Origin of the sequence: Parafrankia sp. FMc2 (assembly GCF_041008525.1) — a bacterium.
Classification (GTDB): domain Bacteria; phylum Actinomycetota; class Actinomycetes; order Frankiales; family Frankiaceae; genus Parafrankia.
The window spans coordinates 16,265-32,018 of the sequence record NZ_JBFLUG010000016.1 but is presented as its reverse complement, the minus strand read 5'-3'; the positions used below and the strand labels follow the sequence as shown (position 1 = coordinate 32,018).

The 15,754-nt window shown below is 70.3% G+C and carries 6 protein-coding genes and 5 pseudogenes; 9 read left to right on the top strand and 2 right to left on the bottom strand.

Annotated features, from left to right (window positions below; all coding sequences use genetic code 11):
- Positions 1-110 precede the first annotated feature (110 nt).
- The 9 genes and pseudogenes from AB1460_RS08560 to AB1460_RS08520 all read left to right on the top strand — a co-directional run bounded on the left by AB1460_RS08560 (position 111) and on the right by AB1460_RS08520 (position 11,532).
- Positions 111-2,330, top strand: coding sequence for an ATP-binding protein (locus tag AB1460_RS08560; RefSeq protein WP_368960133.1), 2,220 nt, complete (start codon positions 111-113; stop codon positions 2,328-2,330).
- Positions 2,331-2,335: 5 nt separating this feature from the next.
- Positions 2,336-5,200 carry an ABC transporter permease subunit gene (locus tag AB1460_RS08555; RefSeq protein WP_368960131.1) on the top strand — a complete coding sequence of 955 codons (2,865 nt, stop codon included), beginning with the start codon at positions 2,336-2,338 and terminating at the stop codon, positions 5,198-5,200.
- Positions 5,201-5,272: 72 nt separating this feature from the next.
- The gene (locus AB1460_RS08550) at positions 5,273-6,589 is read left to right on the top strand and encodes an ABC transporter substrate-binding protein (RefSeq protein ID WP_368960130.1); all 1,317 of its coding nucleotides are present in this window, start codon (positions 5,273-5,275) and stop codon (positions 6,587-6,589) included.
- A 185-nt stretch (positions 6,590-6,774) separates the two neighbouring features.
- Positions 6,775-7,721, top strand: a pseudogene (locus tag AB1460_RS08545) (glycoside hydrolase family 3 protein).
- Positions 7,628-7,990: pseudogene (locus tag AB1460_RS08540) on the top strand (glycosyl hydrolase); the annotation flags it as partial. The pseudogenes AB1460_RS08545 and AB1460_RS08540, both read left to right, overlap by 94 nt.
- 37 nt (positions 7,991-8,027) lie before the next feature.
- Positions 8,028-8,789: a glycoside hydrolase family 3 C-terminal domain-containing protein gene (locus AB1460_RS08535; protein WP_368960128.1), complete on the top strand. Its 762-nt coding sequence runs from the start codon at positions 8,028-8,030 to the stop codon at positions 8,787-8,789.
- 106 nt (positions 8,790-8,895) lie between these two features.
- A complete protein-coding gene (locus tag AB1460_RS08530; protein ID WP_368960126.1) occupies positions 8,896-9,876 on the top strand; it encodes an alpha/beta hydrolase in 981 nt (326 codons plus the stop codon).
- A gap of 129 nt (positions 9,877-10,005) precedes the next feature.
- Positions 10,006-10,134 (top strand): annotated as a pseudogene (locus AB1460_RS08525) (hypothetical protein); the annotation flags it as partial.
- Positions 10,135-10,518: 384 nt separating this feature from the next.
- Positions 10,519-11,532: a Gfo/Idh/MocA family protein gene (locus AB1460_RS08520; RefSeq protein ID WP_368960125.1), complete on the top strand. Its 1,014-nt coding sequence runs from the start codon at positions 10,519-10,521 to the stop codon at positions 11,530-11,532.
- Between the two features lie 76 nt (positions 11,533-11,608).
- Here the strand turns inward: AB1460_RS08520 and AB1460_RS08515 are convergent.
- Positions 11,609-12,828, bottom strand: a pseudogene (locus tag AB1460_RS08515) (glycoside hydrolase family 1 protein).
- Positions 12,829-12,862: 34 nt separating this feature from the next.
- Positions 12,863-15,278, bottom strand: a pseudogene (locus AB1460_RS08510) (glycoside hydrolase family 3 N-terminal domain-containing protein).
- Positions 15,279-15,754 lie beyond the last annotated feature (476 nt).

The window sequence follows — 15,754 nt, the reverse complement described above, 5'->3', positions numbered from 1 at the left end:
CTGCCACCGTCAGCGACGCCTTACCTGCGTCACCGACAACCCTCCGAAAGTAGGCCAACGGTGTCCGACCTGTTCGGGTTCCGGGCAACGCCCGCGGACCTGGGGTGCTCATGAGCGCTCCCGATGCTCCCCCTTCGGAGACCGTGACCTCCGTGGCCGGGTTAGCCGCCGGGCTGATCGACGCGGAGGCGGAGCGGCAGGAGCGACAGGCCCAGGATCAGCGCGAAGAGCTGTTCGCGGACAGTCTCCTGCCGGGTGTCGGTGGCGAGCCCCTGTCACTGCGTGAGGGGCTGGCCGCGGGTGGGTCACTGACGTTTCTGATTCTGGTGCTGTTGAACGCGCTGGACGAACTGGAGTCGGCGGCGCTGTCGGTCCTGGCCCCGGACATCCGGGACTCCTTCGGGCTGTCCGACGGCGCGATCGTGTTCATCTCGGCGGCCGCCGGCGCCTTCCTGGTGCTGGGCGCGCTGCCGATGGGATATCTGGCCGACCATTTCCGGCGCAGCCGGGTGATCGGCTGGGCGGGCGTCGCCTTCTCGGCGATGGTGCTCGCGTCCGGCCTGGCCGCAAGCGCGTTCCTGTTCTTCCTGGCCCGGTTCGGTGTCGGGATCGCGAAGTCGAGCAACAACACGGTGCACGGATCGCTGATCGCGGACGCCTATCCGATCGGCGTGCGTGGGCGGCTTTCCGCCTCGATCTACGGTGCGGCGCGGGTCACCGGCGCGCTGAGCCCGCTGGTCGTCGCGGGCATCGCGACCTGGGCGGGTGGCGAGGACGGCTGGCGGTGGCCGTTCCTCGTCCTCGGCCTGCCCGCGCTGGTCGTCGCCATCATCGCCTTCCGGCTGCCGGAGCCGGCACGGGGCCAGCAGGAGATGAAGTCGGTTCTCGGCGAGGTGGTTGAGGACGCGGAGGCGATGCCGATCTCGGTGGAGGCGGCCTTCGCGCGGCTCATGCGGATCCGGACCGTGAAGACGGCGGTCACCGCGTTCTCCGCGCTGGGGTTCAGCCTGTTCACCACGAGTGTGCTGGCGAACCTGTGGGCTGAGGACCACTACGGGATGTCGACGTTCCAGCGTGGTCTGATGGGCTCGCTCGGCGGGGCCGCACTGGTTGTCGCGCTGCCGATTGTCGCGCCTCGCTACGACCGGCTCTACCACCGCGATCCGGAGCGTGCGGTCAGGCTGCTCGGGGTGTGCGTGCTGCCGGGTGCGGTGCTGCTGCCGATCCAGTGGTTCATGCCGGGCTGGGTCGCCTTCATGCTGCTGAGCGTTCCGGGTGCGGTGTTCGCGTCGGTCGCGTTCGCGATGGTCGGCCCGGTGGTGCAGTCCGTGACGCCGTACCGCCTGCGCGGGCTGGGCATGGCGCTGGCGGCGGTCTACATGTTCTTCGTCGGCGCCACCGGCGGTGCGGTCCTGTCCGGGCTGATCAGCAACGCCTACGACCCCCGGGTCGCCGTGCTCGTGATCGGGATCCCCGCGACCCTGGTCGGCGGGCTGATGATGATCCGCGGCGCGTCGTTCGTGAAGAGCGACCTGTCCCTGGTGGTCGCGGACCTGTGGGAGGAGCTCGCCGAACGCGACCGGCGGAACGCCGACCCGGAGAACATCCCGGTTCTGCAGGTCAACAACATCGACTTCTCCTACGGAAACGTGCAGGTGCTGTTCGATGTCGCCTTCGAGGTCCGCCGCGGCGAGACCCTGGCGCTGCTCGGGACGAACGGCGCCGGCAAGTCGACGATCCTGAAGGTCATCTGCGGACTCGGCACCCCGTCCCGCGGAGTCGTGCGGCTCGGCGGGCGCACGATCACCTACGTCGCGCCGGAACAACGTGGGAAGTACGGGGTACACCTGCTGCCCGGCGGCAAGGGTGTGTTCGCCGACATGACCATCCGGGAGAACCTGGAGATGGCGGCGTTCCGGATGCGCCGCGACCGGGCCGACCGCGACCGTCGGTTCGCCTACGTCCTCGATCTGTTCCCCGATCTCGCCAACCGCGAGTCACAGCTGGCCGGCCTGTTGTCCGGCGGCCAGCAGCAGATGCTCGCGCTCGCGATGGTGCTGCTGCACGACCCCGAGGTACTGCTCATCGACGAGCTGTCCCTGGGCCTCGCGCCGGCCATCGTGCAGGACCTGCTGGCCATCCTGGAACGGCTCAAGGCCGACGGGCTGACGATCGTCGTCGTCGAACAGTCACTGAACATCGCCCTCGCCGTCGCCGACCGGGCCGTGTTCCTGGAGAAGGGCCAGGTCCGCTTCACCGGCCCGGCCCGTGAGCTCGCCGAACGCGACGACCTGGCCCGCGCCGTGTTCCTCGGTCGGGAAGGCGGCTGACCACCATGCAGATACCCACCGCACAGCTGCTGTTCGACGGCGCGGTCACCGGGCTGGTCATCGGCCTGCTCGCGATCAGCATCGTCCTGGTCCACCGATCCACCCGGGTCATCAACTTCGCGGTCGCGAACATGGGCCTCATCGGCTCCGCGCTGTTCGCGCTGTTCGTCGTCCGCTGGGGCGTCCCCTACTGGGTGGCACTGCCGCTGTCGCTGATCGTCGGCGCGGCCTTCGGCGCGCTCGTCGACCTCACGGTGATCCGCCGCCTGTTCCAGGCACCCCGGGTGATCCTGCTCGTCGCCACCATCGGCGTCGCCCAGCTCGCCCTGACCGTCGTCACCGGCCTGCCGGACCTCGACGACTACTCGACGGAGTACTACCCGGTGCCGTGGGGTGGCACCTGGTCGCCCTCCTCGGACCTGCAGATCACCGGTGCCCAGCTGAGCGTCCTGGTCACGGTGCCCGTCGTCGCCATCCTGCTCGGCCTGTTCCTGAGCCGCACGGTGCTCGGTCGCACGGTCCAGGCATCAGCCAGCAACCCCGAGCTCGCCCGGCTGCAGGGCATCAGCCCGAAGGCCGTCTCCACCGCCATGTGGGCGCTCGCCGGGCTGGTCGGCACACTCTGCCTGATCCTGATCTCGGCGCAGAACAAGTCGCTGGACCAGCTCACCACCCTGGGCCCCACCACCCTCGTCCGGGCGCTGGCGGCGGCGGTGATCGCCCGCATGGTGTCGATGCGCGTCGCGATGCTCGCCGGGGTGCTGCTGGGTCTGCTGCAGTCGTTCATCCAGTTCAACTGGCTCGACGAGCCGGGCCTGACCGACCTGGTGATCTTCCTGCTGGTCTTGGCCGCCGTCTTCGTGGTCAGCCGCGGCCGCGACGCCGAGACCTCGGCGTTCTCGTTCGCCCCGAAGGTCCGGCCCGTCCCGGAACGGCTGCGTGACCTGTGGTGGATCCGCCACCTGGAGCGCGTCCCGTTCCTGCTCCTCGGCGTGCTCGCCGTCGTCCTGCCGCTGCTGGTCCACCAGTCCTCCCGGCAGCTGCTCTACACGATCATTCTCGGCTACGCCATCTGCGCGGCGTCGGTCACGATCCTCACCGGCTGGGCCGGGCAGCTCTCCCTCGGCCAGATGGCCTTCGCCGGCCTCGGCGCGCTCACCGCCGCGGCGCTGAACCGCGGCCTGCGGATCCCGCTCGGGGGCAGTACCGTCAGCCTGAACGCGCTGCCCTTCCCCGTGTCCGTGCTGATCGCGGGCCTCGTCACGGCGGCGATCGCCGCGGTGGTGGGCGCGGGGGCACTGCGGGTTCGCGGCCTGCTGCTCGCGGTCAGCACCTTCGCCTTCGGGATCGCCGCCGAACAGTTCCTCTACCGGCGCGATCTGTTCCAGGACGAGGGAGCGCACACCGCCTCGTTCCCCCGCAGCACCGCCTTCGGGATCGACATCACCGACCAGCGCAGCTACTACTACCTCGTCCTGGCCGTCCTGGCCGTCGTCCTCGTGGTCGTCGCCCGGCTGCGCCGCTCCGGTGTCGGGCGCACCACCATCGGCGTCCGGGACAACCCGTGGACGGCGGCCGCCTACACCGTCCGGGCAACGCGGGTGAAACTGCGCGCCTTCGCGCTCGCCGGCGGCATCGCCGGCCTCGGGGGAAGCCTCCTGGCCGGCGCGGTCCAGAACGTCCCCTACTCCGACAGGTACTTCCTGTCCGCCGACTCGCTCGCCCTCGTGTCCATCGTGGTCATCGGTGGCCTCGGCTCGGTGTACGGCCCCGTCCTCGGCGCCCTGTGGGTCGTCGGTCTGCCCGCGATCTTCCCGGACAACGACATCGTCCCCCTGCTCACCTCCAGCCTCGGCCTCCTCGTCCTCCTCCTCTACTTCCCCGGCGGTCTCGTCCAGATCGGCTACAGCGCTCGCGACGTCCTCCTGCGTGCCGCCGAGCGGCGCCTGGGATCCCCACCAGCCCGCGCGCCGCAGGCGGCGCCCGCCAGGGTGCTGAGCCGGACCATCGAACGCGAGCCGCTCCCCGCCGAGCTGGCGGTCCTGCGAACCACCGACCTGCGCGTCCGGTTCGGCGGCCTCACCGCCGTCGACGGCGTCTCCCTCCAGGTGAAACCAGGCGAGATCATCGGCCTGATCGGCACCAACGGCGCCGGCAAGTCCACCCTCATGAACGCCATCGGCGGCTTCCTCCCCGCGGGTGGCACCGTCGAGCTCGCCGGCCAGGACATCACCGGGGCAAACCCGGCCGCCCGCGCCCGCGCCGGCCTCGGCCGTACCTTCCAGACCGCCACGCTCTTCCCCGAGCTCACCGTCCGCCAGACCGTCCAGATCGCCCTGGAAGCACGCGGCCGCACCGGGCTTCTCAGCACCGCCCTCCACCTTCCCCACACCTTCCGCCACGAACGCGCCCAACGAGCCGCGGCCGACGACCTCATCGGCTTCCTCGGCCTCGGCCGCTACACCGACGCGTTTGTCGCCGACCTGTCCACCGGCACCCGCCGCATCGTCGAACTCGCCGGCCTCCTCGCTCTCGACGCACGCCTGCTCTGCCTCGACGAACCGACAGCGGGAGTCGCCCAACGCGAAACGGAGGCCTTCGGGCCACTCATTCAGGAAATCCGCCGCGAACTCGACGCGGCCATGCTCGTCATCGAGCACGACATGCCACTGATCATGGGCATCAGTGACCGCGTCTACTGCCTCGAAACCGGGCGGGTGATCGCCGACGGAGAACCCGAGCAGGTACGCAACGACCCGAAGGTCATCGCGAGCTACCTGGGCACCGACGAACGCGCCATCAGTCGCAGTGGCAGCGTGCCCGGCCCGGCGGCAACCGGCCCCGAGGTCATCAGCGCGTCGTCGACGTAGGTGAAGCGCACGAAAAGCTTCACCGAGATCCAGCCTGTCCGCTCAGTCGCCCTCTTTCTGGAGTTCTGTAAGATGATCGCACCCCGCCTCGCCCGCCGACACGGCTCTTTGTTACTTGCGGCAGCCACCGCACTCACCCTCGCCGCCTGCAGCGTCGAGTCGGACGACGACAACGACACGCCGGCCACCGGCGGGGCAGCCGCGGAGGTGTATCCCGCCCCGCCGGCACCGGCAACCGCGACCGGGGTCACCGCCGACAGCATAAAGATCGGCTTCGTCTATCCCGACCTGGAGAAGGTCAAACAGTACGTCGATGTCGACCATGGCGACTACCAGGCCGTCTTCCAGGCGTTGGTCGACGAGGTCAACGAGGACGGCGGTATCGCAGGTCGCAGAATCGAGCCGGTCTACGGCGCGGTCGACGTGCTGTCGCCGGCGGGTGCCTCGGAGACCTGCGTCAGGCTGACCGAGGACGAGGACGTCTTCGCCGTCCTCGGCAGCCTCAACGCCGAGGACGTGACCTGCTACGTGCAGACCCACAAGACGCTCGTCGTCGGCGGTGACCTCACCGCCGAGCGCTACGCCAAGGCCCAGGCGCCCTGGGTCTCCGACCTGCGCGGCGGCGACGAGCTCGGCGAGGGCCTCCAGCAGTTCATCGACAACGACGCACTGACCGGCAGGAAGCTGGCGGTCGTCGCCTACCGCGACGACCAGGCAGTCCTGGACAAGGTCGTGCTGTCCACCCTGCGCGCCAAGAACATCCCCGTGACCGAGACAGGCGTCCTGGACGCCGACACCACGGACCCGGCCGCCGTCTCGTCGCAGCTGAACGTCTTCATCCAGAAGTTCCAGTCCGCGGGCGTGGACACCGTGCTCCTCGTCGGCGGCTCCCAGGCCCAGTTCCCCGCCGAGATCCAGAAGGGCAGCTACCGGCCCCGTCTGCTGTTCGCGAATGCCTCCACGGCCAGCTCCTACGTTCTGGGCGTCCGAGGCGGCGATCTGAGCGCGCTGGACAACGCCCTCGCGCTCGGGCAGGCGACCAACTTCGCCCCGGCCAACAATCCGTGCGTGAGCACTGTCGAGGCCGCACTGCCCCAGACCCGGGGCAAGATCATCGAGCCGGCGCTCACCCCGAGTGGGGAACCAGCCTGGGGCACGTCCGAGGCAGCTGCCTGCCGTTACCTGACCCTGTTCAGGGCCATCACCGAGAAGGCGGGCAAGGACCTCACCTACAAGTCCTTCCAGGACGCCGCGTTCTCCCTCGGCAGCTTCCGCCTGCCGACGGTCGTCGACGAGGCGACGTACAGCCGCGAGTCGCCGGCCGGCAACATCCCACCGCGAATCCTGCCCTGGGACCCGGAACGGAAGGCGTTCCTCCTCAGCAGCTGACCGGCAGCGCCACATCACCGGGCCAGCCGCGACGCGAGGAGGAGACCCCGTCATGACCGTCACCACACCGACCCCCGAGAAGGTCGCGGACCTGGTCTCCCAGCTCACTCTGGAGCAGAAGGTCGCCCAGCTCACGGGGTTCGCCGTCACCGATCTCGTCGTGCGGCCCACCAGCCCCGGCCCGGGTGGGGCGGACCCGCGGAAGACCAGCCCGGCCATCGACGTCGACCGGCTGCCGGCGCTGCGGCCCCACACCGTGGGGCCGCAGCGCCGGCAGCCTGCGGTCCGATCTCGCGCGGGTCCAGGCGGCGGTCCGGGAGACGACGCCGTTCGGGATCGGTGCGCTCATCCACTTCGAGGCGATCAGCGGCCTGCTGCACAGCTCGGGCCCGCAGTTCCCGACCTCCTGGGCGCAGGCGGCCACCTGGGATCCCGCGCTGGTGACACGGGCCGCGGCCGTGAGCGCCGCCCACCTGCGCGCAGCCGGGATCCAGCATGCGCTGTTCCCGGTCATGGACCTCGCCCGGGATCCACGCTGGGGCCGTGTGCACGAGACCTACGGGGAGGACCCGGAGCTGGCCGCGCAGTTCTCCGTCGCCTTCGTACGCGGCATCCAGGGTGCCGACGCAAGCACTTCGTCGGTTACGGCGCCTCCGAGGGAGGCCTCAACCAGGCCATCACCCAGCTCGGCCGGCGGGCCCTCGTCGACGAGTACGCCGAGCCGTTCCGACGCGCCATCGCCGAGGCCGACCTGGCGACCATCATGAACTCCTACAACGAGATCGACGGCGTCCCCTGCGCCGCCGACCGCTGGCTGCTCACCGAGCTGCTGCGCGACCAGCTCGGCTTCACCGGCCTGGTCGTCGGCGACTACGACTCCGTGACGCTGCAGACCCGCTTCTTCAACACCGCTGTCTCACCGGCGCACGCCGCCGTCCAGGCGGTCAGCGCAGGCCTCGACGTCGAGCTCCCCGGGGAATGGTCCTGCTCGACAACGACGGCACCCTCCCGCTCACGCCCCACGGCGGTCGCATCGTCGTGGTCGGCCCCGCGGCCGACGAACTGCGCATCCACTTCGGCGCTTACACCTCGGTCTCGAACGCCGAGGTACCGCTGGGAATGGTCGCGGTGATGACCGGCCAGGTCCCGGGAGTCGACCCGGCGACCTTCGTCTTCACCGACATCTTCCAGCCCCGGATGCCCGGGATGGACGAGCGGTTCGAGGCCGAGGCACGCAGGCTCCACCCCGACGCGCCCACTGTGCTCGACGCACTGCGGCGGACCGACCCGTCCATCGCGTACGCCCCGCTCGGGCAGTTCGAGGCTGACGCCGAACACCCCCTGGACGGCGCCGATGTCGGGCAGGCCGACGCCGACGCCGACATCGTCATCGCCGTGGTCGGCGAGCGGACCGGCTGGGTCGGCAACAACACCGCCGGTGAAGGCCAGTCGACCGCCTCCGCCCACCCTGCCGGGCGACCAGGAGGCGCTCATCACGCTGCTGGCCGCCACGGGGAAGCCGCTGGTGACCGTGGTCGTCTCCGGACGACCGCTGCTGCTCGGCCCGGTCGCCCAGGCGTCGAACGCCGTCCTGCTCGCACCGCTGCTCGGCGAGGAGGACGGCGCGGCGATCGCCGACACGGTCTTCGGCACGGTCAACCCCAGTGGCAAACTGCCCAGCACCTTCCCCCGCCACCTCGGCCAGGTGCCCCTTTACCACGGACATCACCACGGCAGTGGCTACGGCCACCCCACGGGCTCCCGGCACGGCTACAACGACCTCACCGACAACGGCCCGCTCTACCCCTTCGGCCACGGCCTGTCCTACAGCACCTTCGACATCGCCCTCGACGACTCCGCCGGGGCAGCCGTCGAGGAGGTCGACGGGCTCATCCGAGCGCGGCTCGCCGTGACCAACACCAGCGACGTCGACGGTGAGACCGTCGTCCAGCTCTACGCCCGCGACAAAGCCGCGATGGTGGTCCGCCCCGTGCGACAGCTGATCGGTTTCACCCGGCTCACGCTGGCGGCGGGCCAACGCACGACCGTCTCGCTCGAAGCCCCCGTCGAGCGCCTCTTCTACACGATGGTCGACGGCTCCCGGGGTATCGAGGCCGGCGAGGTGACTCTGCTCGCCGGGTCCAGCAGCGATGACATCCGCGCTATCGGGACGATCATCATTCCCGCGCGCAGCGCCTGAACTCAGGTTCCTCCCGGTTCCGCGCCGCGGCCATCCCGCGGCGCCTGGTGGGAGACCAGTACCGATCAAGGAGAACGCAGCATGTCGTCGCATGGTCAGGGTTGTCGTGACCGCTGAGGCTGGCGAGGAGCGAACCCTCACGCCTTTCGCCGGCTGGGTCCGCTTCCTGGAGACAACACATCCCGACGTGATAGCCGAGCGGATACCGGCGGGTCCGGACACCGCGGCCCTCACCGCCCACTACCCCGAACTGGCCCGGGTCGAGGTCCGTGACGTGACCATCGACGGCGCCGGAGGGATGCCGGCCCGGCTCTACCGCGAGCCGGGCCGCGCGACAGGCACGGCGCTGGTCTGGGCGCACGGTGGTGCCTTCGTCACCGGTGACCTCGACATGCCCGAGGCGAACTGGGTCGGGCTGACTCTGGCGTCGCGTGGCGTTCCCGTGCTGTCGATCGAGTACCGCAAGTGCCTTCGGGGCACCCGCTTCCCGGCACCGTCCGACGACGTGCTCGCCGCCTGGCACTGGGCCGTCGAGCACGCCGAGGAACTCCAGGCCGAACCGTCCGGACTGCACCTCGGCGGGGCCAGCGCGGGCGGGAACCTGGCCGCTGGCGTGACCAAGCGGCTCCGGGACGGCGCCGGGCCGCTGCCCGCGTCCCTGCTGATCGTGTACGGCGCCCTGCACGCGCAGCTTCCGCCCGCGAGCGCGGAGCTGCGGGCCAGGACGGACACGGCGACAGGTCTTTTCCTCACCGCCGACATGGCCCCCGAGATCAACCGGAACTTCACCGGAGCCGAGGCCGCACTGGCTGACCCGTACGCCTTCCCCGCCAACGGCGATGCCGCCGGGCAGCCACCGGTGTATCTCCTCAACTCCGACACGGACTTCCTGCGCGCCTCGGGAGAGGCCTACGCCGCGCAGCTCGCGACGGCCGGCGTTCCGGTCCGCGTCGAGTTCGAGCCGGGTTCCCTGCACGGGCACCTGAACGAACCGTTCACGCCAGCGGCCGAGCGCAGCCTGGACCGGATCACGGCGTGGCTGACCTCCACGACGGCTCCGCACCGGCCCCTGCCCGCCGGCGACTGATCGCCCAGCCAGCGAGAACGAGGGGGCTCAGATCACCACCAATCGCACCGACGTCCTCAGGGGCCGCCTGATCGTCCACACCGAGGACCAGCCGGGCCCTGGAGCGAACCGACCTACGTCGTCAGGGCGATCGGTATCGACCCCGACCTGGCCTGGGACCTCGACGGGACCTGCTATGTCACCTGGACCCGCCCGGACGCGGGCGTTCTCCAGGCAGCCGTCAATCCCGAGAGCGGCAAGCTCCTGACCCAGTCGCAGACGTTGTGGCGCGGGACCGGCCTCGCGCATCCCGAAGGCCCGCATCTGTTCCACCGCGACTTCTCCGCCGCGGCCCTGCATCCCCGCTGGATCTCGCCCGGCACGGCCGGTACCTGTCCACCGAGGTCGCCAGTGGCTTCACCGGCCGGGTCGTCGGCGCGTCGAGGCGGTGGGCACCGACGCCACGCTCACCCGTGTCGCCTATCGGGCGATCGGGTCGAGCTGACCCGGAGCAGCAGGATTTTGGGCCTGGCAGATTCACATCACACGTGTCACACATGGATCAGGGTGTCGCGTGGGACACCGCTGCCGCCGGCCTTCCGAGCGGCGGAAGAGAGCCGCGACGGCGCCCGGTTGTGGTGCCCTCTGGAGAATGAGGTACGCATGGCGTTTCGTTGGGGTATCGCCGGGACCGGGGCGATCGCCAGAAGTTTCGCTGACGCGCTGAGTCGCCTTCCGGAGGCTCAGCTGGTCGCCGTCGGTTCCCGCAGCCGGCAGACCGCCGACGAATTCGGTGAGAAGTACGGCATCGTTCCGCGCCGCAGGTACGACTCGTACGAGCTCCTTGCTGCCGACGACGGTATCGATATCGTTTATGTGGCCTCCCCGCACTCGCACCATCACGAGCACACCCTGCTTTTCCTGAAATCCGGGCACGGGGTGCTGTGTGAGAAGCCGTTCGCGCTCAACGCCGGCCAGGCCGCCGACATGGTCGCCACGGCCAGAGCGCACGGAAGGTTTCTGATGGAGGCGATGTGGAGCCGCTTCCTGCCCGCCTACGCGGCTCTGCGCGAACTGGTGACGGCGGGCGACATCGGTACCGTGCTCTCGGTTGAGGGTGACTTCGGATTCCGGTTGCCGATGACACCCTCCCACCGGCTGTTCGACCCTGCCCTGGGCGGCGGTGCGCTGCTGGATCTGGGCGTCTATCCGGTGTCGCTGGCGAGCATGCTGCTCGGCGAGCCGAGTCGGGTCGCGGCGTTCGGGCAGCTCGGCGAGACCGGTGTCGATGAGCACCTCGCCGTCCTGACCTCCTACGACAGCGGTGCGATCGCCATCGCCAAGGCCTCGCTTCGTGCAGGCCTGACATGTACCGGCCGGGTCACCGGCACCGCCGGAAGCATTGAGCTGCCGGCGTTCATGCACTGCCCGGACGAACTCGTCGTGCAACGGGGGAGTGACACCGAGCGCCTGCACCTGCCGGCCGGCCGGGACGGCGACGGCGACGGGACGGCCGGGGGAGGCCTGCATCACCAGGCCCATCACGTACACGAACGGTTGCGGTCCGGGCACCTCGGCAGCGACATCATGCCGCTGGACGAATCCGTCTCGATCATGCGGACGCTCGACGCCGCGCGCGCCCAGATCGGTGTGCGTTACTCCGCCGACCGCATCTGACCCCGCGCCGCGCCGCCTGAAGAACTCACAATTCCCTCTCGGATCTTCAGATCACGCTTCCCTTGTTCCTGGCGCTTCAGATGAGTCCGCCGGCGCGGGCGACCTTGCCGAGCCAGCGGGCGGAGGGTTTGACGGTGCGGGTGAGGGTGGTGCGGTCGACGGCGACGAGTCCGAAGGTCATCTGGTAGCCGTCCACTCGAAGTTGTCGAGCAGGGACCAGTGCAGGTAGCCGCGGACGTCGACGCCGTCGGCGATGGCGCCGGCCAGCCCTTCGAGGGCGGCGGTGGTGTAGGCGATCCGGGCGCCGTCGTCGTCGGTGGCCATGCCGTTCTCGGTGACGAGGACGGGCACGCCGGCCCGTTCGGCGGCGAGTCGGACGGTGTGGCCCAACGCCTGGGGGTAGACCTCCCATCCGGTCTGCGTGGTGGGCGCTCCCGGGGGGACGGGCAGGACGCCGTCGGGGCCGATGCGTTCCCGGGTGTAGGTCTGCACGCCGACGAAGTCGTCGTCGCGGGAGACGTCGAGCCAGTCGAGCAGGGCCGCCTGGCGTACGGCCTGCCAGCGTTGTTCGCCGTCGTCGGCGGGCTGGAGGTCGATGAGAGCCAGCGTCCAGCCGACGGCTGGGTTCCCGGGACCGGACCTGATGGCGTCCACGGCCTTGCGGTGAGCCTTCGCCATCACCTCGACGCTGGGGGCGGCCCACGCCGCGCCCGAGCGCGCCGCGCCGCGGTCCGGGCCTTCGCCGCTGGTCGACAGGCCGAGGGCCTCGTCGCGCGAGGCGGCCGGGATGACACCGAGGTGCACCATCAGGGAGATGACGTTCGGCTCGTTGAACGTGCACACCCAGGGCACCAGGTCGCCGATGTGCTCGGTCACCCGGCCCGCGTACCGGGCGAAAAGGTCCGCCGCTGCCGGGTTGCTCCACCCTCCCGCGTCGGCGAACCAGCGCGGTGTCGAGAAGTGGCTGTAGGTCACGACCGGGGTGATTCCGTGCTCGAGGCAGGTGCCGACCATCCGGCGGTAGTGGTCGAGAGCGGCGCGGGAGAAATAGCCCTCCGCCGGCTCGATCCGTGCCCACTCGACCCCGAACCGGTAGGCGTTCAGGCCGAGGCCGGCCAGGGTCGCGATGTCCTCCGGGTACCGGTGGTAGTAGTTGCAGGCGTCTCCCGACGGCTCGGCGAACCTCGAGTTCTCCGCCCATTCGCTGCGCCACATGTCGGAGTTGACGTTGCCGCCCTCCACCTGGTGTGCGGCGGTCGAAGCACCCCACAGAAAGCCGTCGGGAAACGTGCTCATAGCCGGTGGACCTCCTGGGGGGAATCCCGTTCTTTCACGCCAGGTGGCTGACGGCGACGTCGGAGAGGAAGGAACGGCGGCCGTTCAGTTCGGCGGTTTTCCCGACGACGTCGAAGCTGCCGCGCAGGCGGATGTCGTCGGACGAGCTGCCCGCGAGAATCCGGATCGGGCTGGGTTCGAGAACGAATCCGCCGTCGAGGGCGACGTAGCCGAGCTGGCTCATGGGCACGGTGAAGGCCACGGTCGCCGCCGTGCCGGCGTCCAGGCTGAGGCGGGTGAAGCCGACGAGCTCCTGGGCGGGTCGGGTGACGCCGGTGGCCTGGTCGGAGAAGTAGAGCTGCACGACCTCGTCGCCGGCCCGTGCGCCGGTGTTGCGGATGGTCAGTCCGACGGTGACAGTGCCCTCGCTGTCGACCTCGGGTGAGCTGACCGTGAGGTCGTGGTAGTCGAAGGTGGTGTAGCTCAGTCCGTGGCCGAAGGGGAACAGCGGGCCCGACGGCAGGTCGAGGTAGCCCAGGTGCATGTCCTGGTCGGTGCGCCGGTAGCCGGTGCCGGTCGGCTGGCCGGAGTAGACGGGCACCTGCCCGGAGTGCCGCGGGATGGAGACGGGCAGCCTGCCGGCCGGGTTGACGTCGCCGAACAGCACGTCGGCCATGGCGGTGCCGGCGCACTGGCCGCCGTAGTAGCCGTAGAGCAACGCCGGGAGCAGGTCGACAACCGGGGTCAGAGCCATCGGCCGGCCGGTGTACACGATGCCCACGCAGGGAGTTCCGGTGCCGGCGACCGCTTCGACGAGCGCGACCTGGTTCGCCGGCAGGTCGATGTTCGCGGTGTCGCAGCCCTCGCCCTCGGTGATCCGGGGGGTGAACCAGCCGGCCCGTCCGCCGAGGGCGAGGATCACCACGTCGGCGGCCGCGGCGGCGGCGACCGCGGCCGGGATGTCGGCCGGCTCCTCGTCGAGGACCTCGCAGCCGGGCGCCACGGTCACCCGCGCGTCGGGGACGGCCCGCCGGACGGCGTCGGCGAGGGACAGCGCTCCGTAGGCGTCGCGGATGTAGTCGTCGATCGGTGTCCCGATGGGCCCGGCGAGCTCCTGGCGCATCAGCGCGGTCGCCTCGGGGGTGATGTCGCCGGCGATGTTCTCGGCGCCGGGTATGTGGGCCCGTTCACCGGTGAACCGGGCACGGAGCATCTCCAGCGCGGCGGGGTAGGTGTAGGGCGGGAACGCGAAGGAGATCCCGTCGGCGTGCGGGCCGACGATCGCGATCCGGCGCAGGTCCCGGGACAGCGGCAGGGTGCCGTCGTTCGCCAGCAGGGTCACCGACTGCTGGGCGAGCCGGTAGGAGAGGTCGACACCCTGGCGGGCGACCTCGTTGATGACGACGGGGTCCTCGTCGGCGTAGGGCCGGTCGACGAACAGGCCGAGTGCGAACTTGTCCCGCAGGACCCGCCACACGGCCTGGTCCAGCTGCTCGACGGGAACCGTGCCGGCGTGCACCGCCTGGGCGAGCGTGGAACCGTAGCCGTCGGGGACGGGAAGCTCGACGTCGAGGCCCGCAGCGAGAGCGAGCCGGCCGGCTTCCTCGGCGTCACGCGCGACACCGAGCCGCTTGTACAGGTGGCGGATGGTCTCGTAGTCGGAGACGACGGTGCCGGCGAAACCGAGGCGTTCCCGCGGCAGGCCGCGCCGACCGGGATGCCGTCGATCGTGCTGTAGGAGTTCATCACCGCCCCGAGGCCGGCCAGTCTGATGGCGGCCTCGAACGGGCGGGCGTACACCTCGTACAGCTCCCGGGCCCCGATGGCGGTGCGGGCCATGTTCTGCCCGGCTTCGGTGAGGCGTAGCCGAGGAAGTGCTTCCCGGTCGCGATCACACCCTCGCGCGGGTCGCCGCCCTGGATGCCGCGGACGAACGCGACGCTCATCGTGGACACCAGGTACGGGTCCTCGCCGTAGGTCTCATGGACCCGGCCCCAGCGGGCGTCCCGGGCGACATCCATGACGGGGGACAGGACGAGCGGATGACCGATTGCCCGGGCCTGCCGGCGCAGGACGTCCGCCATCTCCTCCACGCCGGTGGGGGTCCAGGCGGCGGCGAGCCCGATCGCGGTCGGGAACGTGGTCAGCCCGGGCGAGACCACACCGTTGAGGGCCTCCACGTGGAAGAGCGCGGGAATGCCCAGGCGGGTCCGGGTGACGAGATAACGCTGGATCTCGTTGACACCCTTCGCCAGGTTCGCCGGCGTCCGGTGGCTGAGCATCCCGAGCGGCGCGATGTGGCCGATCCCGTTGCCCATGACGCGCTCGGCCTGTGCCTGGATCAGGCCGTCCACGCCGAGCAGCCCGACCGGCATCAGGCCCGTGATCTGCTGCGCCTTCTCCTCCACCGTCATCGTCCGCAGAAGCGCGTCCGCCCGGGCCTCGGGCGTCAGCGCGTCATCATACGTCATCGTCGACTCCATACTGATGCGTCAGCCGGTCAGCGTGCGGATACCGGTGTTCGTGCCTCCTGGTCCAGGAGTTCTCCCTCCTGGGCGCCGCCCTCCGGAAGATGACCGAGGCCGTGGAGATGAGGGCCCAGGTGCGCTAGCGCGCGCTAGTGCTGTGGATCGACAAGCTAACATCGGGTTGTTAGCGCGCGCAAGTGGCGAGATTGAGAGCGCCAATACGGCGGCTGCTGCTGCGTCGGCGCTCAGCGGAGCCCCCACCTGGCCGTGGTTGGTGGCCAGGTGCGGGTAGACCGCTCGGGCGGAGCTGGCCATCTCGCCCTGCCTGCTGCCTACCGGTTGCTTACAGAGACGTAGCGAGGGCTCGGCAAGCGGCGTCGCTGGCCCTGCCGGGTGACGTCTCCGTTGTTCGACGCCACCGGCGCCCTCCCACAGACGGACGCGGACGGCGCGGCGAACCCAGGAGATCGCGAACCGGC